Origin of the sequence: Roseburia rectibacter (assembly GCF_014287515.2) — a bacterium.
Taxonomy (GTDB): domain Bacteria; phylum Bacillota; class Clostridia; order Lachnospirales; family Lachnospiraceae; genus Roseburia; species Roseburia rectibacter.
The window spans coordinates 284,283-307,541 of record NZ_CP092473.1 but is presented as its reverse complement, the minus strand read 5'-3'; the positions used below and the strand labels follow the sequence as shown (position 1 = coordinate 307,541).

Sequence of the window (23,259 nt, the reverse complement as noted above, 5' to 3'; positions counted from 1 at the left end):
TTTTTATGTCATGATTATAGCCTGTATATTTTAGATTCCAAAATCTTTTTCGCGAAGAATCACATAATCTTCATCATCATATCTTCTGGATGTGATGATACTAAATGCTTTTCGTAAACCGCCCTTTTCAGATTTACTGATCGCATCATCCACGATTTCCTTTACCTCTGTGAGTGTTGTTGCCCTGTCATACTTCTGAATATTGCTGATACTGTTGTAAAGTGCCAGAATACCCATCTCGTCTATTGTATATCCAAGTTCATTTGCATATGCTTTTGCAAATGAGACAAGCTCATCACTGGTAAATATCGGAATATTGATTTTCTCAGAGAAACGGGAAGCAAATCCCTCGTCCCTGCCAAGTGCTTTCTCAATTCCACGATGTGTATCTTCCATAATGACAAATAATCCGCTTGTATCACTTTTAAGAAGAAGTGACAGCCGGACTGCTGTTTCTTTGGAAATATCGCCTGCTTTCTCAATGATCAGACACCCACCGGAAATCTTCTTTAGTAACGATGCAACATCCTTTTTATTTAATGCAGATGCTTCGATCTTTCCAACCTTGCCCTTCGGCCTTCCGGTTTCCTTCTGTAAGGCTTTTACCATAGCCGTTGCAAGAACTGTTTTTCCACTTCCGCTTCCACCCTGGATCACCATGTTTCCGGTGGAGGCATCCTTCCCTGTTTTCAGATGTCTTGCCGCACCTGTAAGTGCCTGACATATCTGCTCTTCCATTCCTTTTATCGAAACAAAATAAGTAAATATCCCTCGCAGTTCTTCACTCAAAGATGTAACCGCCTCAAAATCTTCCTCATCTTCAGGCTCACTGATCTGTGGAAGAACACTTTCCGCGTCAACAGTATGTTCTACTGTCTCTGCTAATGTCCGATCCGTTACCACTTTTCCAAGGTCGATCGTATCGGCAGTAATTACATCATAATCATCTGCCGACTGCTCTTGTGCCCTTACATCCGGCATTTCATCTTCCTGATCTGCTTGAGAAAAATCTTCCTTTTCCTCTTCTGTCCAGGATTCCTGTAGCTGATCCTCCTCAGGAATTTCCATATTCTCCGGGGTCTGCATCATCTCTGATACTTCTTCTGCGATCTCATCCTCATTCACTTCCAGTTCTGATGGTTCTTCCTGCCCGGACGTTTCTTCCTCTGATGCAGCTGCCTGCAGTGCGGTTTCCGCCACCGATCCGGCTATCTGCGGTGCAGTTTCCGTCGCCACCGATCCGGCTATCTGCGATGCGGTTTCAGTCGCTGCCGATCCGGCTGCCTTTGCAAGCTGTTTATCAATGTCTGCCGTCTCAGTCGAGATCCGTTCGATCTCTTCCTGCAAGATCTGATTCATATTTGCAACCATAGCTGCTGCCCTGTCATTTTCCAGCGGCTTGCCTTCTATATACTGATCCTGCAGTATATCTTTCGGAGCAATGCCTGCATCAAGTTTTGGAATAATATCAGCAAGGCGTCCCATAATTTCTTCAGCTTCCTGCAGGGCGCGTGCCTTTGCCGATTCAAGTCTGCGCTGCTTTGCATCTTCTAATGCAACTTCGGCAGCATATTTTGTTTTTTCCCACTCGGCAAGAACTTCTTCAATACTCATCTGACCGGTAATCTGATGCTCTAATGCCGTTTTTTCCGGCATATACATTCCAAGCTGTCCGTCATGTTCTTCCGCAAGCAGCTCTTTAAAATTTATCTTTAATGAATCATCGATCTCGTGATCCGACTCTATATGTGCCAGATTATTTTCATCTTCCCCGGACTGATCATATTCTTCTTTCGGAAGCTGCAGATAAGGGATCTCCTCCACGAGTTTTTTGATATTATCCATACTGTCCGTGACGGTTTCTTTTTCCGTTGCCTGCATGATCTGCTGCATGCTTTTTTGTAATTCTTCCTGCAGATTCTGTGTATTAAACCGCTCCGGTGAAAGTTTCACATCCGGTATCTGCACGGTTTCATTAACGATCTCCCCCGAATCAAGTTCCTCCTCCGGTCTGACCTCAACAACACCTTCACGTTTCTGACAGAATCTCCGGTACTTTTCTTCCTGCTGTTTATTTAATGGCTGATAGATCATCTTCAGTTCTAAGGCACGCTCCACATATGGACCTTCTCCAAACCACAGAACCAGCTCATCACATGCCTCCACACACTTATCTGCCATACCCGCTTTATGGTACAGACATGCAAGTTCAAATGCCCATTCTTCGGTATATTCCTGTTCTTTTAACTCCTCTAAAATTCCGATCAGAGTCTCTATATTTGCACCCTGCGCTTTGCAGATCTCATATTTCAGCACATATTTTAAATTATCATGCGGCGCGATCTCCACAAACTCCTGATAATAATCCTTCGCCTCATCAAAATTTTTCATTTTGATTGCAACCTTTGCCAGACGGAAAATGATCATCCTTCCAATCGGTGATCTATCATATGCCATGAGCAAAACTTCACGGCTGTCCTCCAAACGACCGGTATTCTCATAAATTTCTCCAACTTTTACAAGTGCATTTACATTTTTTATTTTATTCCAGTTGATCGTATCAGCTATCTCTGCTGCCTTTTCATAATTATGTTCGGCAGTCAGTGATTTCATCTGATCCAGTTTTAATTTATATTCATATTTATCCAAAATTATGCCACCTTTGAACGCGCTATTCTTTTGCTGCTTCTTTTGTTCTTAGTTTATCATACGCACATATAGATGTCAAAAATTAATCTAAGAAAAAATGCTATGATACACGCAAAAAAAGGGGGTTTGCAGTCTGCTCCCCCTCTTTTCTATCATTGATCTTTTTCTTCTTTTTTACTCTCTTCTATATGCTTTTCGCGATGCTTTTTCAGCTCTTTTTTGGTCGGATTCTTATCATAAACCGGCTGGTTGCTCTCCCTGTCAACTTTTGTCAGATATACATATGCCGATGTATCTGCTGTAAGTCCGCGTTTTTTCAATAAATAAGACACTGTTTTCTGTGCAATATAATAAATTACTGCCATAAGTGGCACTCCGAGCAACATTCCCGGGAATCCCCATAATCCGCCAAATACCAGAATTGCAAACACAACCCAGAATGCCGATAATCCGGTAGAACTTCCAAGTATCTTCGGTCCAATGATATTTCCGTCGATCTGCTGTAAAACAACGATAAAGATCAGGAAATATAATCCCTGTATCGGATTCTGCAGCACAATAATGATAAAGGACGGCACCGCACCGATAAACGGACCGAAAAACGGTATAACATTGGTGACACCGATGATCACGGCGACTAACACCGTATCCGGCATCTTCATGATTGCAAGCACGATATAGGCGAGCACACCAATGATCGCCGAATCTAATATTTTACCACTGATAAATCCACTGAAAATCTCATTGCTCTTACGGACAGTATCAACAATGACATTAGCACGCACCGGTTTAAACAGTGCATATACGATCTTTTTCGCCTGTCCGGCAAAATGTTCCTGGTCCGCCATCACATAAACTGAAATGATCAGACCGATGATCACATTTAAAACAAACTTGACTCCATAGATGACACCGCTTGTGATCGATGTAAGATAGGTCTGTACCTTTGAAAAAATATCATCTTCAAAAAAGGTCTCAACCGTATCCGTTATTTTGTCCACGCCCTGCTGTATCATGGACGCAAATTCCGTATCACCGTTTGTCACCTCGTCTACCCATTTCGTCAGATCCTTTGCTTCCTGTGGAAACGATGTGATCATGCTCTGGATACTCTCAGAAATAGATGGAACAATCGCCGCCACCAAAAGCACACAGATTCCCACTAAAAATACCAGCGATCCGGTAATTGCAATTCCCCGTGACGTCTTTTTCGCTTGACGTTTGCTTTTCATCCGCGGCTCTAAAAACTTAAACAGGTGTCCCTCTAAAAATTTCATGATTGGATTTAACAGATATGCGATCACTACACCGATAATGATCGGCTGTAAGATCAAAGACAGCTTCTTCCAGAAGTCTGTGAATCCATTGTAACGGTAGATCATAAAGAAAAACAGTATGCAACAGCAGAAAGTCACAAATACGACCAGTGCGATGATGACATACTGTGGTTTTAATTCCCATTCTGTTTCCTGAGATGTTTTTTTTATCTTCTCCTGTTCGTCCAAATTGCCATCCTCCGTCTTATCTAATATTTTCATTATAACCTTCGCAGACAGGTAACGCAATCAGATTTTGCTGAAATTTTTATTAATTACTGGATTTTGCAAAAAGGGACACCGGTGCTCATGCGCCGATGCCCCAAAATATCAGTCTGCGGTTTTACCCTCTGTAATAATTGATCAGACAACCCTTTAAGATGATTTCTCTCTCATCATCGGTCATCGCACCAAGTCCAAGTTTAAATTCTTCTGCTTTTCCATCTTTGATCACATATGCCGTAATCTCAGACTGCTTGTCCTCAACCGCCTTACGGATATTTGGAATATATAAATAATCAAGATTCTTAAACGGCAGCCCGCCTTCCGGAATAATGAATGGAAGCATACCCCAGTTGATCAGGTTCGAGCGGTAACGTTTCGTTGCATACTCATTTGCAATGTTTGCCCAGCCGCCAAGTACTTTCTGGCAGGAAGCAGCCTGCTCACGTGCAGAACCATCGCCCGGTTTTACTGCAAAGATCGTACTTCCAAAACCGATCTCACCATTGGAATGGTTATCCTCAAATTTTGTTTCCGGGAACACTTTATCGATGACATCCATAACCGGTTTTAACTCTTCTACTGCCTCTAACGGACAGTTTCCGGCTTCTAACGCTTTCTGCGCTTTCTGGATCTCTTTTGCACGGCCAACATACTGTGGATCTTTTCTGGAAAGTGCAAACTCTGCAAGTCCAAGCGGGTTAGAACGGAAGGAAGATGTCTCTCCGGATGGGATCAGCTCATCGGTAGTCGTTACCGGATCGTGGATCTCGGATACAACCTTTAATACTATATTTTCCGGTAATGCACTCATTGCCGGCCAGTCTTTGATGTTTGGTCCAAACTGGATCTCAACGGAAGGATCGGCTACACCCTTGCTGTCAAAGACACGGTTTGCATAAATATTTTTATCAAAGAAATACTTCGGTTTGGTGAAGTTCACATCAACGTCTGTTGCAGCTGTCAAAAATCCTTTATTTGCGGCTGTTGCAGCAATGGAACGGGCGTCCATGAGAGCAACGGAAGCAACCTGTCCTTTCTGTACCTTAGAACCTTCACGGTTCGGGAAGTTTCTTGTAGAGTGGCGGATGGAAAATGCATTGTTTGCCGGTGTATCGCCAGCGCCAAAGCACGGTCCGCAGAATGCAGTCTTAACGATCGCACCTGTCTCCATCAGGGATGCAACTGCACCATTCTTTACTAATTCCATGTAGATCGGTGTACTTGCCGGGTATACACTTAAAGTAAACTCATCCGGTCCGATGCTTGCGCCTTTTAAGATGTCTGCGGCATCACAGATATTTTCAAATCCACCGCCTGCGCAGCCTGCTATGATACCCTGGTCTACATACAGTTTTCCATCTCTTACTTTGCTCTTTAAGTCAAGTTTGACCGCACCATCAAAACTTACCTCTGCACGTTTCTCACAGTCATCTAAGATATCCATCAGGTTGGCATTTAACTCTTCGATCGTGTAAGTGTTGCTTGGATGGAACGGCATTGCGATCATTGGTTTGATCTTTGAAAGATCGATCTCAATCATTCCGTCATAATATGCCACGCTGCCCGGATTTAACTCTTTGTAATCCTGTGGTCTGCCGTGGATCGCATAAAATTCTTTTACTTTGTCATCTGTCTGCCAGATGGAGGAAAGACAGGTTGTCTCTGTGGTCATAACATCCACACCGATTCTGAAATCGACGCTTAAATTTGCAACGCCAGGTCCGACGAACTCCATGACTTTATTCTTTACATACCCCTTGTCAAACACTTCTCCGATAATAGCAAGTGCAATATCCTGCGGTCCGACACCTTTTGCCGGTGTTCCTGTCAGATAAACACCGATCACACCCGGCATGTCGATATCATAAGTCTTATTTAAAAGCTGTTTTACAAGCTCCGGACCACCTTCCCCGACTGCCATGGTGCCAAGCGCTCCGTAACGTGTGTGGGAATCAGAACCAAGAATCATCGCACCGCCTGCTGCAAGCATCTCACGTGCAAACTGATGGATAACTGCCTGATGAGGAGGTACATAAACTCCGCCGTATTTCTTTGCACAGGTTAAACCAAACATGTGGTCATCTTCGTTGATCGTTCCTCCGACTGCACAGAGACTGTTATGACAGTTGGTCAGTACATATGGGATTGGAAACTTCTCTAATCCTGATGCCCTTGCTGTCTGGATAATTCCGACAAATGTGATATCATGGGATGTCAGTTTGTCAAACTTGATCTGAAGTTTGTCCATATTGCCGGATGTATTATGATTTTTTAAGATGCCATAAGCAATCGTATTTTCTGCTGCCTGATCTTTTGTCACTGCTGCACCGGTCTTTTTTCTGACCTCTTCAATGGCATTTGCACCATCCTGCACCAGTTCATTTCCATTTACGAGATATACACCTCTATCGTATAATTTCATGGTTTCCTCCATTCTTTTGCCCATTTTTCTATTATCTTGAATTATATAGACAGCATGAATAAAAATCAAGTACTTTTACACGTTAAACCGAAAGCATTTGAAAGTACAGATTGCTGTCTGGCGGCAGCTATCTTATTCATCTATATCATTTTCCTGCTGTGTTTCTCTGTAAAGCGGGAACGTGATCGATGCCTTGAACAGATCCCCGTCCACGCCGATAAAAAAGATTCCTCCCATAAGCTGTGTCAGGCTTTTTGCAATGGAAAGTCCAAGTCCGCTTCCTTCCGTTGTCCTTGAAGCATCCCCACGGATAAAACGCTCTGTCAGATCTCCCGCATTGCTGTTTTCCAGTGCAAGTGAACGCTCCGATACATTTTTAATGGAAAATGTCACTTTTTCCTCAAGCACATGCACATCCACATAAACTCTGGTTTTTTCCAATGCATATTTTGCAACATTATTATAAAGGTTTTCGATCACACGGTACAGCTGTCTGCCGTCCGCACGGATCATTACTTCCGTTTTCGGAAGTTTTGTAACGATCGTCAGCTCTTTTGCCTCAAATTTTTCGTTAAATTCACCTGCGGTCTGATAAATGAGTTCCACCAGATCTATCTTTTGCATATCCAGTTTGACATTTCCGGACGTAATACGTGATGTCTCGACCAGATCTTCGGTAAGCTGCTTTAATCGCTGTGACTTGGCATCTAAGATCCTGATATAGCCATTCACTCGCTCATTATCAATCTGTTCAAGTTTAATCAGGTTAACATAATTAATAATGGAGGTTAACGGTGTTTTAATATCATGTGAAACATTCGTGATCAGATCTGCTTTCATACGCTCGTTTTTCGTACTGTCATCCACCGCATGTAAAAGACCGCTGCCGATATTGTTGATCGCCTCTGCAAGTTTTTTATCTTCTCCATGCAGCCCTTCTGTGTCAATCTTATTGCTTAACACACCTTCTGTAATTTTCTCCACACCCTCATACACCTGATAATGCTCAACCGCAGACCGAAGCAGCGCATATGCCTCCATTCCGCTGAAGATCAGAAGCAGCACCAGACAGATCACCTGGTGGTAATAAAATGCTCCCATGGCAAGCACAAAACAGACGATCATGTGAACTGCAAAGACAACAAGCACACGTACCGTTACCGTCCTCTTCTCAAAGAACTTATCCATTCCCCTTACAAGCCAGCATGCAAGACTGTTTTCCCACATCACTTCCGCCTTCATCCGGCGTACCATACTCAGGTAAAAAATAAGAAACAGAACATCAATTAAGAGACTGACCGTTCCCGATGCAACAAGAAGTCCTGATACATTCCATGTTTTATTATTTACATGGGACAAAAGCATGATAAGTTCACTGGTTGCTGCAATAAAAACGGCGGTCACGATCTCCGTTTTTATCCGGTCGATAAAATTAAGATGAACTCCTTCTTCTCCATCCCTGTGTCCGGTCGCAAGTGTCAGATATACAAGACTTAACACCCATCCCATCAGACTGACCAATGCCGCAACGATACTGACTTTGATCCACGGATGCAGTCTTACATATTCCACCTCGGCATCATACAGATCATCTTTTGCCGTCAGATCCGTATCCACCCCGATCACAAGCACCACATTTTCTAACGGCAGATACATCTGATTGTTGTAACTGCCAAAAAAATAATTTTCCATGCCGCGGATATCGGTGCCAAATTCCTTTTTCTCCATATCATAGAGCAGATAATCTCCCATGGTCTTTGCCTCCATGAGAACGGTCTGTGTATCAAACTCCTGACCTTCCACTGAATCCGGCTGGTTGGTATACCACACCCCATTCTGTTTATACCAGTAACAGAAATTGGTGTCTTCACGCTTAAACTCATTTGTATACTGCAGATAACGCTTATCGTCCTCCGCACTCCGCTTATCACCTTTTTGTAACAGATGAAGGTAATCGGTCAGTTCACTGCATTTCTGCTCCATACATTTTGTATAGTATCCGGAATTAAAAAAATCATCTGTTCCGATATCCGTTACCTGCAGAATATTTTTACTGATCAACGATGCCAGAAGATATACGGCGATCGTGAGGATTACCGTAAAAAACAGATGCAGGATCATGCCTGCTAACTTACTGCCATATGTGTATGATTTTTTTTCCATATGAAGTCTCCATCTCCGTGCAGGGTCTTATTCTATATACCAGCGCACGGAATCTCCCCAGAATCAGTTCTTTTCAATCTTATATCCAACACCCCACACAACCTTTAAATAACGCGGCTCCTTTGGGTTGATCTCGATTTTTTCACGAATATGCCGGATATGCACTGCAACCGTATTATCTGCCCCGATCGCATCCTCATTCCAGATGCTCTCATAAATCTGGTTAATAGAAAATACCTTTCCCTGATTTTTGACTAAAAGCAGAAGAATGTTATACTCGATCGGTGTGAGTTTTACAACTTCGCCATCCACCGTAACTTCTTTTAAGTCATCATTGATCGACAATCCTCCCACTGTATACACAGATGCGCTGTTTTCTGCCGCATTTCCAAGCTGGGTATAACGTCTTAACTGCGATTTGACCCTTGCTACCAGTTCGAGAGGATTAAACGGTTTCTCCACATAATCATCTGCACCTATATTAAGACCTAAAATCTTATCTGCATCCTCCGTTTTTGCGGATAAAATAATGATCGGGATACTGCTTTCCTCACGTATCTTTAAAGTTGCACGGATTCCGTCAAGGCGCGGCATCATCACATCCATGATCAGAAGATGAACCTCATTCTCTTTTAAGATTTCCAATGCTTCCTCACCGTCATACGCCTTTAAAATATGGTATCCTTCCTGCTGTAAATATATCTCGATCGCCTCTACGATTTCCTTATCATCATCACACACTAAAATTGTCTGCATAAGAACCTCCGCTTCTTTTTGTGTCTTACTTTAAGTATTACACCAGATTTTACATTTATTTTAACAGGAAAGTTTAAATTGTTATAGAGCGGATTTCTTAATATTCCTTTAAATTGCTGCTGCATATGCAGTATTTCCCACATTTCTTAATTTAATTTAAGAAATTTACCTCAAATTTAAGAAATACTTTATTGCATTAAAAGTACAACCGCCTTATGATATCTTTCGTACCCACACAGGTATAGACAGGAAGTCCGTGACTTTTCCACATCCTTCCTGTAAATACAAAGAGTTTTACACAAAATGGAGGATAGTGTGAAAAAATACATTTTTCACACGCAAGATTTGTGCTTACGCACAAACTTGATATGCAAATAAAAACGTTGTTTTTATTAAAAAGACAGCGCAGGAATGGAGGATTCTTATGAAAAAAAATGTGCACACTGCAGGCAAAAGCAGGAAGCAGAAAAAGATCATGCTCCTTATTCTGGAGTTTGTGATCATTCTGCTCCTCGCCATTGCCCTTTTTATCACAACCAAATTATCTAAAATTGAAAAAAATAAGTTAGACATGAACGATGTCTCCATCAATGATGACCTCTCCGATGAGACAAAAGAATCGATGGCTCATTACAAAACGATCGCTCTCTTCGGACTTGACAATCGTTCCAATGGCAGTCTCTCCAAGGGAAACAGCGATGTCATCATGTTAGCGAACATTGATACAAAACAGCATACGATCAATCTGGTATCCGTCTACCGCGATTCTTATTTAGATACTGGCAGCGGTACTTATCAGAAATGTAATGCAGCATACGCAAAAGGCGGCCCGGAACAGGCACTCTCCATGCTGAATACAAATCTTGACCTTGCAATCACAGATTATGTAACTGTCGATTTTAATGCGATCATCGAATGTGTCGACCTTTTAGGCGGTGTGGATATCACGATCACAGACGATGAGGCAAGCCTGATGACCGGTTATATGAGAGAGTTAAATGAGCTGACCGGCCACAATTCCACCCCACCGGCTTCCGGTGGAACTTACACCTTAGATGGTGTACAGGCATGTGCCTACGCAAGAATCCGTTATGGTGGCGGTGATGACTACCGCAGAACAGAACGTCAGCGTACCGTTTTAACTGCAATGATGCAAAAAGCCCAGAAATCCAATATTCTGACACTCAACAAACTGATCAACGCAGCTTTCGGAGATATTCAGACAAGTTTTTCTAACACGGATCTGCTTGCCCTTGCTGCAAAAATTTTCAGTTATAACATTGGCGATACAACCGGTTTTCCATATGAAAAAACAACACACAAATACGATAAGATCGGTGATGTTGTTATTCCATGTGATCTTGCCTCTAACGTCACACAATTACATCAGTTCTTATTTGATGATAACAATTACACACCATCTGCAACCGTGCTTTCTAACAGTCAGCAGATCATTTCCAATACAGGATATAAACAGGGAGACGGCCATTAAGGCTGTCTCCCTCTGTTTGTCAGTCATTATCCAGTTCATCTATTTTTTTCCTGATGGCATCCATTCGTTCTGCCTCTCCCTGTATTGGCATCTCCAGCTTTCTTTTGCGTCTTTTTACCAGCAGTCCCCATTGTAAAAACAATACTCCGTCAATAATAAGAAACAACGCTGACAGGCTGATCTTTTTGCCTGCCACATACCCGATAAAAACATACAGGATCATCGGATTTATGACTGCAATGGAAATCATCGTTGTCAGGTCACTTTTCCGTCCCGTAAAAACATATAGATTTTCCCATTTTTTGTGAGATTCTTTTTTCTCCTGCTTTTCTAACATCACGTTCTCCTTTTAATCTTTATGATGTCTTGAAAAAAAAGAATGTTTTTCCGGCTTCTTTTCACCGGAATGTTCTTCGCCCTCTTTCCAGTGAAAATACTCAGCATCCAGATTGACATTTACATTTACTTCCGCTTTCGGAGTACTTTCCTCCCGGGTATCTTCCGGAATTTCTTCCACCTGTTCATTTTCCGACACAATTCCCGCTTTTTCAAAATACTCCTGATTGATTCTGATCTCCGGTTTGACCGCAGTATAAGGGGATGGCTCCATCTCACCCTTTTCTTTCGCTCTTTCCTTCTCAATCTCACGGTTGCGATCCTCAATCAAATTTAAATATTTATCCGTATCGGCAAGATTCTGCAGATGCCCTTTCAGATCTGACTGATCACGCCTTACAATATCTTTTTCTTTCTGGAGCTTTTCATTGGCATCCTTATAAATCTCCTGCATGGCATCTGTCGCCCTTTGCATGATCTCCTGCACATGACGCAATGCCTCATTTGTATACATAACGGACGCAGCATACACATCCTCTGCTTTTCCACTGGCATCTTTTAAGATATCTTCCCCAATCTTCGCTGCCTCGCGTCTGGCACGGTCTTTCCCCTGTGTCGTCAGTTCGTACTCATCCATCATGGCATAGATAGCCTTATTTAACTCAGCAAGCAGTTCTAACATTCTTTTTTTATCAAGGATAATTTTACTGCCAATACCGTCATAAGACTCACTGCCTGCAAGCAGTATATGCATCTGTCTTAAAATTTCTTCTGTTCTGTCCTGCGCACTCATGTTAATAACCATGCCTTTCAATAACCTATAAACTTTTTCCTGTTCGATATTTTACTAATTTTAACACTAACCGTATCAGCAAAACAACCAGTAAAATAGCGATCAATACGATTCCTGCGATCATGACGGCATATTTATTCGGATTTTTTATTAATTTTATGAGATCAGACGAATCATCTACCACTTTTCTTTCATGCAATCCGGCATAATATTGTGGAATATCCGCAATTCCATCTCCATTTTCATCCGGAAACGACTCCATATAATGTGCGATCGCCGTCCATGCCTTTAATTCCCCGCCATTATCTGTCAAAATCACATCTTCAAAATTTTCAATCGGTGTTCCATCTGCCTTTTTCGGCACAACAGACAACAGTCCATACGATGTTTTCGTCACCGCAGACAGCATCTGCCCACTGTAAAGATCTGCCACCACGCGATACATTTTATCATCTTCTAACTCCCTGCGATTGCCATCTGCATCCAGCAGATACACATCGGTAACACGGTTTAAGATCATACGATGCGGGTTGTAAGTAAACTGCAAACCGTACATATACAAACGTGCAGATGTCATCAGATCAGACACGGATGCGTCGATTTCTGCCACAGTTTTTAACTCTTTTCCTGTCAGATATGCTTCGATCAGCGGATACCCCGGCACACCGTCCGCACCGATTCCAAGTGAAAACGAATTAAACACATCCTCCACCGTAATGTTTCCTTTTGTATAGGTATCACGGATCGTTCCACTCGGCGCGATCGCCACATCCACGGGAGTGCCATTATAATCCGTACTGTTTGTGACCGCATAAGCATAGGCATCTGCGATGAGATCCCCCAGATTATGCTCGGTATGGATGTTGTAGAGATCCTCCAGGCTGTCAAATGCTACATCATTTTCCGCAAGTACCTGTTCTCTCGTAAACCCAAACTGTGCCAGATAATCGGTATCCACCGTCGCCATAAAAGAATTGATTTCTTCCTGTGTTGCAGCATCTTCCGCAATATCTGTCTCGATCGGAGTAAGTTGATATTCTTTCATGCCCCATCGCCCATCATCCTTTTGTTCCAGCGATAAGGAACCTAAGTACTTGCCATATTCCCCTGCGGAAACGATATAGGTATCCCCATGTACAATCGGCTCCTCCAGTTTTGTATGCGTATGTCCACTGATGATCACATCCAGATCCGGCACTTTTTTTGCAAGAATTTCATCCTCTGACTTTGACTCATCTTCTGAAGTTCCACTATGGGAAAGACAGATGATAATATCCGCATCTTCGTTTTTCTTAATTTCAGCTACAGTCTTTTTTACTGCTTCCACCGGATCCGTAAACTGCAGTTCACAGGTCGGTGCACATGCCAGTGCATCTTTTCCGAATACGCCAAGCAGCGCCACCCGGACATCGCCCTTTTGCACCATCACATAATCTTTCGTACCGTATTCCGTAAATGCATCACGGATCTGCTGCTGTCCTTCTGAGAGTCCCTGCTGTTCCATGGCATCCCAGTTGATATTACAGACAAGAAGCTCCGGCACGGTATCTCCGCTTTCCGCCGCGGTTTCAAGCATCTTAGCAAGTCCCTTTGAACGATAATCAAATTCATGGTTGCCAAGTGTTGTCGCCTCGCAGCCCAGTGCCCCTAACATCCGAATCTCTGCCGCCTGTGTCTCAAAAACGGTCTGCACCAGCGTTCCCATGGAAAAATCTCCACCATCCACTACTAATGTATCCGGATTTTTCTCCTTTTGTTCATCGATCAGCGTCTTGATCCTTGCGAACCCGCCGATCATTTCCTGTTTTTCGTCCACTACCGTTGAAAAACTGTTCAGATGGGAATGTGTATCATGCACAAACATGATATCAATCATTTTAGAGTCCGTCTGGTCTGCCGCCTTCACACTGCCGGACATCCCCATCATTCCCAAAACCAGAACAAAAACAAGGACTGCAGCCAGTCCCATTTTCCAATTTTTGATCTTTTCCCGTAACATATAAGTCTCCCTGTCTTACAAAGCATAATTTTGCTTTTTTTACTTATATTTTACTTGAACTTTTAAAATTAGTAAATGGTGGTGCAGTCCTAATTTTTACTTTATCCAAAATATTTTTTACAATAGATTGATCCTGTCTATGCAACCGTAAATTTCTTTGTGTCCTTCCTCAACATCAAAGATGCCTCCTGCGTCTGTTTCATCAGTTCACGCATATCTTCTGCCTGTCTATCAACATTGGTAACACGCTCTGCAATGCTTCCGGTACTTGCCGCACCATCATTTGCAGCTTTCGTTACCTCCTGAATGTTTGCAACCACTCCGCTGACCGAAGCTAAAAGCTGTTCGGATGCCGCGCTGAAATCCGTTACAAGTTCTTCAACATAGTTTGCATCTTCATTATAATCATCTGCCATTTTTTCAAAATCATCAAAACTCTCCGTGACGTCTCCTCCCACAAACTCTAACAGACGTTTTGCATCTGTGGTCAGTCTTGCAACTGCTGTCTGGACACGCTCTGTCACTTCCTGGATATTCCCGACCGTGCTCGCCGACTGCTCCGCAAGATTACGGATCTCATCTGCAACAACTGCAAATCCTTTTCCCGCCTCTCCGGCTCTTGCGGCTTCAATTGATGCATTCAAAGCCAGCAGATTTGTCTGAGAAGTGATTCCCATGATGGACTCCGCAAGAACACCGATCTGCTCCACGACTTTTGCATTTTCAAGTGCTTCCGATAAGCTGTCATTGATTTCCCCATGCACTTTCCTGATATTTGCACGGCTTGCACTGATCTTTTGTTTCGTATCAGCCGCTCTGGTATGGATCTCGTCAACTTTTCCGTTTCCCTCCTGTGCATGCTCTGCAATTCCTTTTGCAGCTTCCTCAATCTCTCCGGACATCGTATTCACTTCCTGTGCAGCTGCTGCGGTCTCCTGATTTCCGGCTGCAAGTTCCTGCGTGATACCAGATACACTGTCGATCTCGTCCGCAAGTTTTGTCAGTGCCGCCTCTGCTGTTCCAACCGTTTCATCCAATGTATCCGCTTCGCGCTGTACATAGCCGATCAGATGTCTCATATTGTGATGAATGTTACGAATGCTGCGTGCAAGAATACCGATCTCATCTTCACGTTTCAGGTATTTTTCCTCCACACGCTGCGTAAAATCGCCCTGTCCCATTTTTTCGGCAAACAGCGCAGATCTTTTGACGCCTAATGTAATGTCGAATGTAAGATACAGTACCCATATATCCGTGAGTATACACATAATAACCATAAAATAGAAAAACTGATCCTGTTTTGCTTTCTTTTCCTGCTGCATTTTCTGCAATATCGGCTGCAGTTCCTGTTGTATTTCTTCCTGGGAATATTCCGGGTGTTCCTCACTTACATATTCTTCCATGCTGGTGATCGCATCATTACGGATAGTACCCATATTTTTTGCTCCGACAACTACTCCATATAATCCGATTATTAAAATCTCAATAATCAGAATCGTCATTTTTACCTTTAATGATACTTTTCCACTTAGGGTCACATCAATATCCTCCTTTGTTCTTTCTGATTTATTCTCATAAACGATTTTATATTAATACCATTCTACTATCATTTAATTTTGATTACAATATACATCTTTGACAATTTATTTATCAGGTTTTTGTTTCCTGTCTGACTGAAAAAATGCGGCACATCCTGCCGGACACACCGCATTTTCATATTTCTGTTTATTTTAATGCTGCAGGATTGATCTTCTTTGTGCGGATATCCTCTTTTAACAGTGCAAGGAAATCTTCCTTGGAAACTGTGGTGGAATTCTGCTCTCCATGCAGTCTGTAGCTTACGGTTCCGTCAGCTGCTTCGTTCTTACCAAGCACTAACAGATACGGCACTTTCTCCATCTGTGCTTCACGGATACGGTAGCCGAGTTTCTCGTTTCTCTCATCGATCTCAACACGGATTCCGCTATCATCCAGATACTTATATAAGTCATGAGAATATGCGTTAAGTTCTTCATCCTCATTCTTGACCGGAAGGATCTTAGCCTGAACCGGAGCTAACCATAACGGCAGGTTTCCTTTTGTCTCCTCTAAAATGTATGCCATGAAACGATCGAGAGAACCTAAAATCGCTCTGTGTAAAACAACCGGTGTTTTCTTGGTTCCGTCGCTGTCAATATAAGACAGGTTGAATTTTGCCGGCAGACAGAAGTCTAACTGGCAGGTTGAAAGTGTATACTCATTACCGATCGCCGGTTTTACATTAACGTCAAGTTTTGGTCCGTAGAAAGCAGCCTCGCCGATCTCTTCTGTATACTCGATACCGATATCGTCAAGCACTTTACGGAGTGCATTCTCTGCGTTGTTCCACATTTCATCGTCATCATGGTATTTGACTTTATCTTCCGGATCTCTTAAGGAGAGTACACAGCGGTAATCTGTGATATTGAAATCTTTGTAAGTATCAAAGATCAGTTCTACTACTTTTGCAAACTCAGATTCGATCTGCTCCGGTGTTACAAACAGATGGGCATCATTCTGACAGAAATGTCTTCCTCTCTCGATACCTTTTAAGGTTCCACTTGCCTCAAAACGGAAGTCATGTGCGATCTCGCCGATACGGATCGGCAGATCTTTATAGGAATGCATTCTGTTCGCATAGATCATCATGTGATGCGGGCAGTTCATCGGACGGAGTACAAAAGATTCACCCTCCATTTCCATTGCCGGGAACATATTCTCTTTGTAGTGATCCCAGTGACCGGAAGTTTTATAAAGATTTACGGTACCAACACAAGGTGTCATAACGTGAAGATAACCAAGTTTGCGCTCTTTCGCTTTGATATAATTTTCAAGTTCCTGCCATACCGTGTATCCTTTTGGAAGGAACATCGGAAGTCCGCGTCCAACCAGATCGTCAGACATAAACAGGTGCATCTCTTTACCGATCTTTCTGTGATCACGGTCTTTTGCTTCCTCTAAGAGTTTTAAATGCTCCTCTAACTCTTCTGCAGTCGGGAAACATACACCGTAGATACGCTGCATTACATGGTTATTTGCATCACCTTTCCAGTAAACACCGGAATATTTGATCAGTTTAAAGTTTTTACATAATTTGGTATTGTCAACATGCGGTCCACGGCAGAGATCCGTGAAATCGCCCTGATCGTATACGGAAATATTTCCATCCTCCAAGCCATCGATCAGGTCAAGTTTGTACTCATCATCTTTAAAAAGCTCTAACGCTTCTGCTTTTGAGATCTCACGTCTGTAAATCTTTTTACCTTCTTTGCAGACTTTTTTCATCTCTTTTTCGATCGCTGCGATCACATCATCATTGACAGCAGTATCGCCAAGATCGATATCATAATAAAATCCTTCTTTTACAACAGGTCCTACCCAGAACTTTGCGTTCGGATATAAGTGTTTTACTGCCTGTGCCATCACATGTGCACAGGAATGGTTGAGCGTATTCAGTCTCTCGTCTTCTTTAAAATCTACCATGATTAATCTCCTTTTCCTAAACTAAAAAGTCCCTTATACAGACAACGTATCTGTATAAGGGACGAATAAACATTTTTATCCGCGGTTCCACCCCGTTTATCTCCATGTGGAAAATCACTCATTTTGATGATAACGGAATCACCGGACCGGATTAGGGCCGCTCAGAGATGGTCTTCCTGAAGTTCCATTTTAAGATACTCACACCAAAATGTATCTCTCTCTTTAAAATTTCCGATCAGTACTCTTCTCTTCAATGCGTTTCTTTGATTTTATTTCATAGAATGCATTCTGTCAAGTTTATTCTTTCATACATCACACCTCAATATATGGATATTCGTGGAAATAATCCATGATCAGTTCCACCATCTCCACATTGATTTCTTTGACCAGCGGACATTCTGTGTAAACATCATATCCACCAGCACCGCTGTAACGGTAATTATTCAGGCATAATGTAAATTTATCTTCATCTAAAACCGGCTTTCCGTCTCTTGAAAGCCCCACGATCCTGCTTCCGACCGGGTTTTTTGGATTGATTTCAAAATCCACACCCATATAATAGTCATAATTATAATGTTCCACCTTTGGAACCAGGAAGCTGTCGGAAACACAGACATTTCCTTCGTTATCATATGCAAAGTATTCTGCACTGCGCTCCATTACTGTCTTTAGCTGTGCACCCGTGATCTCACAGACCACAAGTGTATTCGGATATGGATAAGTGGCTATGATATCGCGTGTGCTCACTTCACTGCGGAAACCTGCGATTTCATTTGCCAGACCGACGGACGATAACATTGCTCCCGAAAAATGAAGCTGGATACGGTTTAAAAAATCGGCGATCGGTGAGCCATACAATGCCATTTTTACCTTTTCTTCCGGCATGATTGCACGGCTCAAATGACCAATTGGCTGATTAAGCCATGCCTGCACGGAATTTTCCGTAGAACGGTATTTATCTGCAAGCCCAGCCCCCTTTGTGGGCTCTGACTGCCGCAATTCGGACCTGATGCTCTTTTTATCCTCTGTCACGGTGACCTCCAGATACTGATATTCTTTTGCATTATCACATGGCTGTACTGTATAAGTTCCAAACAGCTCTCTTCCAGGCACAGACATATGCTGATGTCCGGTCAGTAAGATATCAAAATCCAGTTCCTTACAGATCCTGTAACCCACATTTTCAGTCGTCTTAGAAAGCACCGCTCCGCTTTCTAAATCACACTCAAAACCTCCGTGATAAATGCAGATCGTAAGATCTGTCTGCTCTTTCATCTGGGCAAGTGCCCTCTTCGCTGCCTCAAAAGGATCTGTAATATGGATTCCTTTTAAGTTTTCTTCTTTTTCCCAGATGTTTACATAATCCGTTACAATACCAGCGATACCGATGCGCAATCCGTTTTTCATCGTATGAAGTTTCCATGGAAACAGGATGTTTCCTTCCTCATCCATGATATTCTGGCACACACATACACCGTTATTTCTATTGCGATATGCCGCCTGATAATCTAGTCCGTAATTAAAGTCATGATTGCCAAGTGTATAATAATCGTATCCGCAGTCGTTCATAATATCTGCGATCACTTCCGGAGAGTTTGCAACCTGACGGCAGTAATAAGCAAAGGCGGAGCCTTGTAAAATATCTCCGCCATCTATGATGAGTGTCTCATCATCCTTGTTAAAATCTGCCGCACAGCCAAAAAGTCCTACCGGTTTTACATCCATATCCCCATAAGTCGTCGGATAAAAATATCCGTGCACATCTGAGGTAAAATAAACTTTTAACTTTTTCTGCTGCATGTTTTATCCCTTTCAATAACCTGCAAATTTGAGTATGCGACTCAAATTTGTGTGCGTAAAATCTTTCATATATGGATTTTTCGCACTACTAACCCCTTGCTAATTTTGTACGGATCTTTGATGAGATAACTTCAATAATTAAGATCAGTACGATCAGTCCGGCAAGAATTGCTCCTACCTGATTCCATTTGTATGCACTCATCGCAAAGATAAGCGGTGCACCGATACCACCGGCACCAACCAGACCAAGTACTGTTGCATCTCTTAAATTCATATCAAAACGATAGATCAAAGTAGACATAAAATCTGGGAACAACTGGGATAAGATACCGTAACGGATCTTCTGGAACATCGTACATCCTGCTGCATCTAATGATTCCAGGATCTTAGTATCCAGATCCTCAATGCTCTCGATAAACATTTTACTGATCATACCGATCGAACAGAGTGACATGGTGAGCAGTCCGGCAAATGGTCCAGGTCCTGTCACACGGATAAACATAAGTCCGTATACAAATGCCGGAATCGTACGGATCGCCATAATAAATACACGGAAGATCAGTGCAACCGGCTTCGGCATCAGATTTGCTGCCGCAAGGAAAGAAAGCGGAATGGATAATACTGCACCGACGATCGTTCCTAAGAATGCGATACACATGGTTTCCAGTAACAGATAAGCAACACCGGATGTGGAAAGGTCAAACAGTAAATTCGTATCTGGGTGGAAAATTCCGCTGATGATCTTTCCTGCGACGGAAAGTCCGCTTCCGTTTGATCCGGTAGACTGAACCGTAGAAAGTGACCATGCAAGAAGTGCTGCAACAATCAAAGCCACAATGATCTTTGCGTACCAGGTCTTTGGTTCCTGCTCGTACATTTTTTTGATTGATTCATTCATTTTGCCGGTTCCTCCTACGTTAATTTCTTTCTGATATAATGGCTGATCGCTTCAATAATAAGAACGGTGCCAAAGAGAACGATCAGAATCATTCCTACACTGTCATATTCGCGCCATCCGATCTTTTCATTTAAGATCAGTCCAAGTCCGCCTGCTCCAACATATCCCAGGATCGCTGCGTAACGCACATTTCCCTCGAAACAGAATAAACATACAGACATGTATGCTGGCAGTACCTGCGGCATGATCGCAGAAATAAAGGAGTACGCCTTTCCTGCACCCATGGCTTCCATCGCCTCATATGCCCCCATATCGACCGTCTCGATCATCTCGTATAACTGTTTTCCGACATATGCAAAGGTAAATACTGCGATTGCAAAGGTACCTGCCATCGTACCAAGTCCCCAGATATATGTTGCGATAAGAGCGGCAACCAGCGTCGGGATCGTACGCACGATACTTAAAAATACACGGACCACACCAATCACAACTTTATTTTTGATCAGGTTGCTGGACGCTAAAATCGCAAAAGGAATCGCAAGCACACCACCCACAAAAGAGCCGAGCAGTGACATTTTGATCGTATCAAAAAGTGGTCCCCAGATACTTGAGATGTAACCGACTTTCGGCGGGAACATCTGCGCTAAAATGTCAAAGAAAAACCGTATTCTCGTCACAAGTGTTGTCATGGAAAAACCTGTAACTTTCACAGAGATCCATGTTGCGATCAGAACCAAAAGAATGATAAGCGGTGCACGGGAGCATTTTTCTTCCACAACCTTGCCGTTGGCAAGCACAAGTTTTTTCGGTTTAAATATTTTATCGTATAATCCCATTATGCTTCCTCCGTTTTCTCCGGAATCTTTCCTTCGTAAATTGTGTTCAACACGTCCTGTGTCACATTTTCGGAAGGGCCGTCATAGACGATCTTTCCGGCGCGGATTCCAATGATGCGGTCTGCATATTCAAGTGCTAATTCCACATGATGAATATTGATAAGGATAGAAATATTCATATCCTGATTAATTTTTCTGAAATCACTCATAACCTGTTTTGCCGTTACCGGGTCAAGTGCTGCAACCGGCTCATCTGCTAAGATGATCTCCGGATTCTGCGCAAGTGTACGCGCTAAAGCAACACGCTGCTGCTGCCCACCGGAAAGCTGGTCTGCACGGATATATGCTTTATCCAGAATACCGACTTTATCCAGACTCTCAAGTGCCTGCATTTTGTCTTCCTTTTTAAACACACCAAGCAGAACTCTCCAGAAAGGCATCTCCGGCACTTTTGCCATCAATACGTTACGGATTACTGTTGTTCGTGTGACAAGATTAAATGACTGGAAGATCATTCCAATCTTTCTGCGGAAAGTACGAAGCTCTTTTCCTTTTAAGTTCTTAACCTCTAATCCATCCACCGTCAGAGTTCCTGATGTGATGTCATGCATACGGTTGATCGTCCGCAGTAACGTGGACTTTCCTGCACCGGAAAGACCGATGATCGCTACAAATTCACCCTGTTCGATCTTTAAATTGACATTGTCCAGTCCCACTACCCCGTTCGGATATACCTTCGATACGTCCTTAAACTCGATCATAAATTTAAACCAAACCTTTCTTTCACCTGCTGTTTTTATGGTGTGTGTTTTTTATAGGTGTATACTCATTGAAAGGCTGCCGCAAAGCCGGTTTCCCGGCTCTGCAGCAGCCCTCCTGCTGCCCGTCATACTGCCTGTTATTATTTCGTTGTTACTGTCCACTCCCTGTCAAACGTTCCAGTAACGATTAGTTTGCTGCACTTAATTCCTGGATCAGTTTCTGTGCTTCTCTCTCTTTATCATAATCAGAAGACTGTGCCGGCTCATATCCGTTGTGGCTGTAGATAGAGATAACTGCCTTACCTTCCTCTGTGTTACCGATATTGATGAGTGCTGTCTGGATTGCTGATTTTAAGCCGTCATCCATGATCGGAGATGTCTTGCTGACACAAACTGTATCATTGTAGATCGGATCTGTTACACCGATAACATTTGTCTCTTCCCAGATAGATTTTGTACGACCAAATTCACTTGTCCAGCTTTCTTCATAGTCACGTCTTGCATCTGCATAAGTTACAAGTACGTCGATCTGTCCGGAAGCAAGTCTTGCAAATGCACTTGCGTAGGAATCAGACTGTACTGCAGAAGAAAGATCTGTAATACCTTTCTGGTATCTGTCCTGTAACCATAAAGCCGGGTAAATATAACCTGCCGGTGAGGAAGATGACATAACACTCCAGTTTGCACTGTTTAAATCATCCCATGTAAGTTCTTCGCCGGAGTTTACTTTATCAGCAAGTTCCTGTCCTTTATCAGAAGGACCTGCGATAAATAATGCACGGTAAGAAACTGCCTGTTTGTCAATGCCTTCTGTAGGCTGTCCATCATTCCAGTCTGCAGGATTGTCAGAGTCTTTATTTAAACCATCTCTGGTTGCTGTTAAGATCACATCTGCTCCATCATCATAAAGTACATAGGTACCGCCCGGGATAAATCCTACATCAGCGGTTCCTGCTGCAAGAGCCTCACCTACTGCCTCAAAAGTTGTACCAACAGTGATCTTAACCTCTCCGATATCATATCCTAAACCTGCTAACTCTGTCTGCATTAAATTTGCAAGCGGTTCTGTTGCAGTTACGATCTCGTCCGGATCTCTGGATGGAACAAAGTATACGTTTAACGTATCAATCTTTACGTTGTCAGCAGAAGCTGCCACGTCAGAACCCTCTGTTGCAGCTACTGTATTATCTGTCGTATTATTGTCTGCTGCGCTGCTATCATTTGATGCGCTGTTTCCACATCCTGCAAATGTACCCATGCATAATGCTGCTGCAAGTAACATAGCAATTTTTTTCTTCATAATGAAATGTTC

Annotated in this window: 16 protein-coding genes and 1 other annotated feature; of the genes, 1 reads left to right on the top strand and 15 read right to left on the bottom strand. The window is 42.8% G+C overall.

Annotated elements, in window-relative coordinates:
- Positions 1–30 precede the first annotated feature (30 nt).
- The 5 genes from H8S51_RS01415 to H8S51_RS01395 form a co-directional block, all read right to left on the bottom strand.
- Positions 31–2,649: a tetratricopeptide repeat protein gene (locus H8S51_RS01415; RefSeq protein ID WP_186900086.1), complete on the bottom strand. Its 2,619-nt coding sequence runs from the start codon at positions 2,647–2,649 to the stop codon at positions 31–33.
- A gap of 152 nt (positions 2,650–2,801) precedes the next feature.
- Complete coding sequence (locus H8S51_RS01410) at positions 2,802–4,187, bottom strand: AI-2E family transporter (protein ID WP_186900087.1); 1,386 nt, start codon at positions 4,185–4,187, stop codon at positions 2,802–2,804.
- Positions 4,188–4,308: 121 nt separating this feature from the next.
- Positions 4,309–6,612 carry a hydratase gene (locus H8S51_RS01405; protein WP_186900088.1) on the bottom strand — a complete coding sequence of 768 codons (2,304 nt, stop codon included), beginning with the start codon at positions 6,610–6,612 and terminating at the stop codon, positions 4,309–4,311.
- A 132-nt stretch (positions 6,613–6,744) separates the two neighbouring features.
- The gene (locus H8S51_RS01400) at positions 6,745–8,775 is read right to left on the bottom strand and encodes a sensor histidine kinase (protein WP_117921638.1); all 2,031 of its coding nucleotides are present in this window, start codon (positions 8,773–8,775) and stop codon (positions 6,745–6,747) included.
- Between the two features lie 63 nt (positions 8,776–8,838).
- Entirely contained in the window at positions 8,839–9,531 is a 693-nt protein-coding gene (locus H8S51_RS01395) for a response regulator transcription factor (RefSeq protein ID WP_117921636.1), read from the bottom strand.
- Between the two features lie 424 nt (positions 9,532–9,955).
- Between H8S51_RS01395 and H8S51_RS01390 the strand changes: the two genes are divergently transcribed.
- Positions 9,956–11,023 (top strand): LCP family protein, encoded by a 1,068-nt coding sequence (locus tag H8S51_RS01390; protein WP_117921634.1) that lies wholly within the window; start codon positions 9,956–9,958, stop codon positions 11,021–11,023.
- 19 nt (positions 11,024–11,042) lie between these two features.
- On the opposite strand, the gene H8S51_RS01385 is transcribed toward H8S51_RS01390, so the two are convergent.
- From H8S51_RS01385 to H8S51_RS01340, 10 genes are all read right to left on the bottom strand, one after another.
- On the bottom strand, positions 11,043–11,360 hold the full coding sequence (locus H8S51_RS01385; protein ID WP_117921633.1) for a hypothetical protein: 318 nt from the start codon (positions 11,358–11,360) through the stop codon (positions 11,043–11,045).
- Between the two features lie 12 nt (positions 11,361–11,372).
- The gene (locus tag H8S51_RS01380; protein ID WP_241070839.1) at positions 11,373–12,164 is read right to left on the bottom strand and encodes a hypothetical protein; all 792 of its coding nucleotides are present in this window, start codon (positions 12,162–12,164) and stop codon (positions 11,373–11,375) included.
- A 13-nt stretch (positions 12,165–12,177) separates the two neighbouring features.
- On the bottom strand, positions 12,178–14,151 hold the full coding sequence (locus tag H8S51_RS01375) for a bifunctional metallophosphatase/5'-nucleotidase (RefSeq protein ID WP_186900089.1): 1,974 nt from the start codon (positions 14,149–14,151) through the stop codon (positions 12,178–12,180).
- Between the two features lie 137 nt (positions 14,152–14,288).
- On the bottom strand, positions 14,289–15,689 hold the full coding sequence (locus tag H8S51_RS01370; RefSeq protein ID WP_241070838.1) for a methyl-accepting chemotaxis protein: 1,401 nt from the start codon (positions 15,687–15,689) through the stop codon (positions 14,289–14,291).
- A 187-nt stretch (positions 15,690–15,876) separates the two neighbouring features.
- Complete coding sequence (gene thrS, locus H8S51_RS01365; protein ID WP_186900090.1) at positions 15,877–17,652, bottom strand: threonine--tRNA ligase; 1,776 nt, start codon at positions 17,650–17,652, stop codon at positions 15,877–15,879.
- A 54-nt stretch (positions 17,653–17,706) separates the two neighbouring features.
- Positions 17,707–17,915, bottom strand: a binding site (T-box leader).
- Positions 17,916–17,964: 49 nt separating this feature from the next.
- Complete coding sequence (locus tag H8S51_RS01360) at positions 17,965–19,452, bottom strand: bifunctional metallophosphatase/5'-nucleotidase (protein ID WP_186900091.1); 1,488 nt, start codon at positions 19,450–19,452, stop codon at positions 17,965–17,967.
- Between the two features lie 88 nt (positions 19,453–19,540).
- Entirely contained in the window at positions 19,541–20,350 is an 810-nt protein-coding gene (phnE, locus tag H8S51_RS01355; protein WP_117921623.1) for a phosphonate ABC transporter, permease protein PhnE, read from the bottom strand.
- Positions 20,351–20,364: 14 nt separating this feature from the next.
- Entirely contained in the window at positions 20,365–21,186 is an 822-nt protein-coding gene (phnE, locus tag H8S51_RS01350; RefSeq protein WP_186900092.1) for a phosphonate ABC transporter, permease protein PhnE, read from the bottom strand.
- Positions 21,186–21,947 (bottom strand): phosphonate ABC transporter ATP-binding protein, encoded by a 762-nt coding sequence (gene phnC / locus H8S51_RS01345; RefSeq protein WP_006855404.1) that lies wholly within the window; start codon positions 21,945–21,947, stop codon positions 21,186–21,188. The genes phnE (H8S51_RS01350) and phnC overlap by 1 nt, the downstream gene beginning before the upstream one ends.
- A 187-nt stretch (positions 21,948–22,134) precedes the next feature.
- The gene (locus H8S51_RS01340) at positions 22,135–23,247 is read right to left on the bottom strand and encodes a phosphate/phosphite/phosphonate ABC transporter substrate-binding protein (protein WP_186900093.1); all 1,113 of its coding nucleotides are present in this window, start codon (positions 23,245–23,247) and stop codon (positions 22,135–22,137) included.
- Positions 23,248–23,259: the final 12 nt, after the last annotated feature.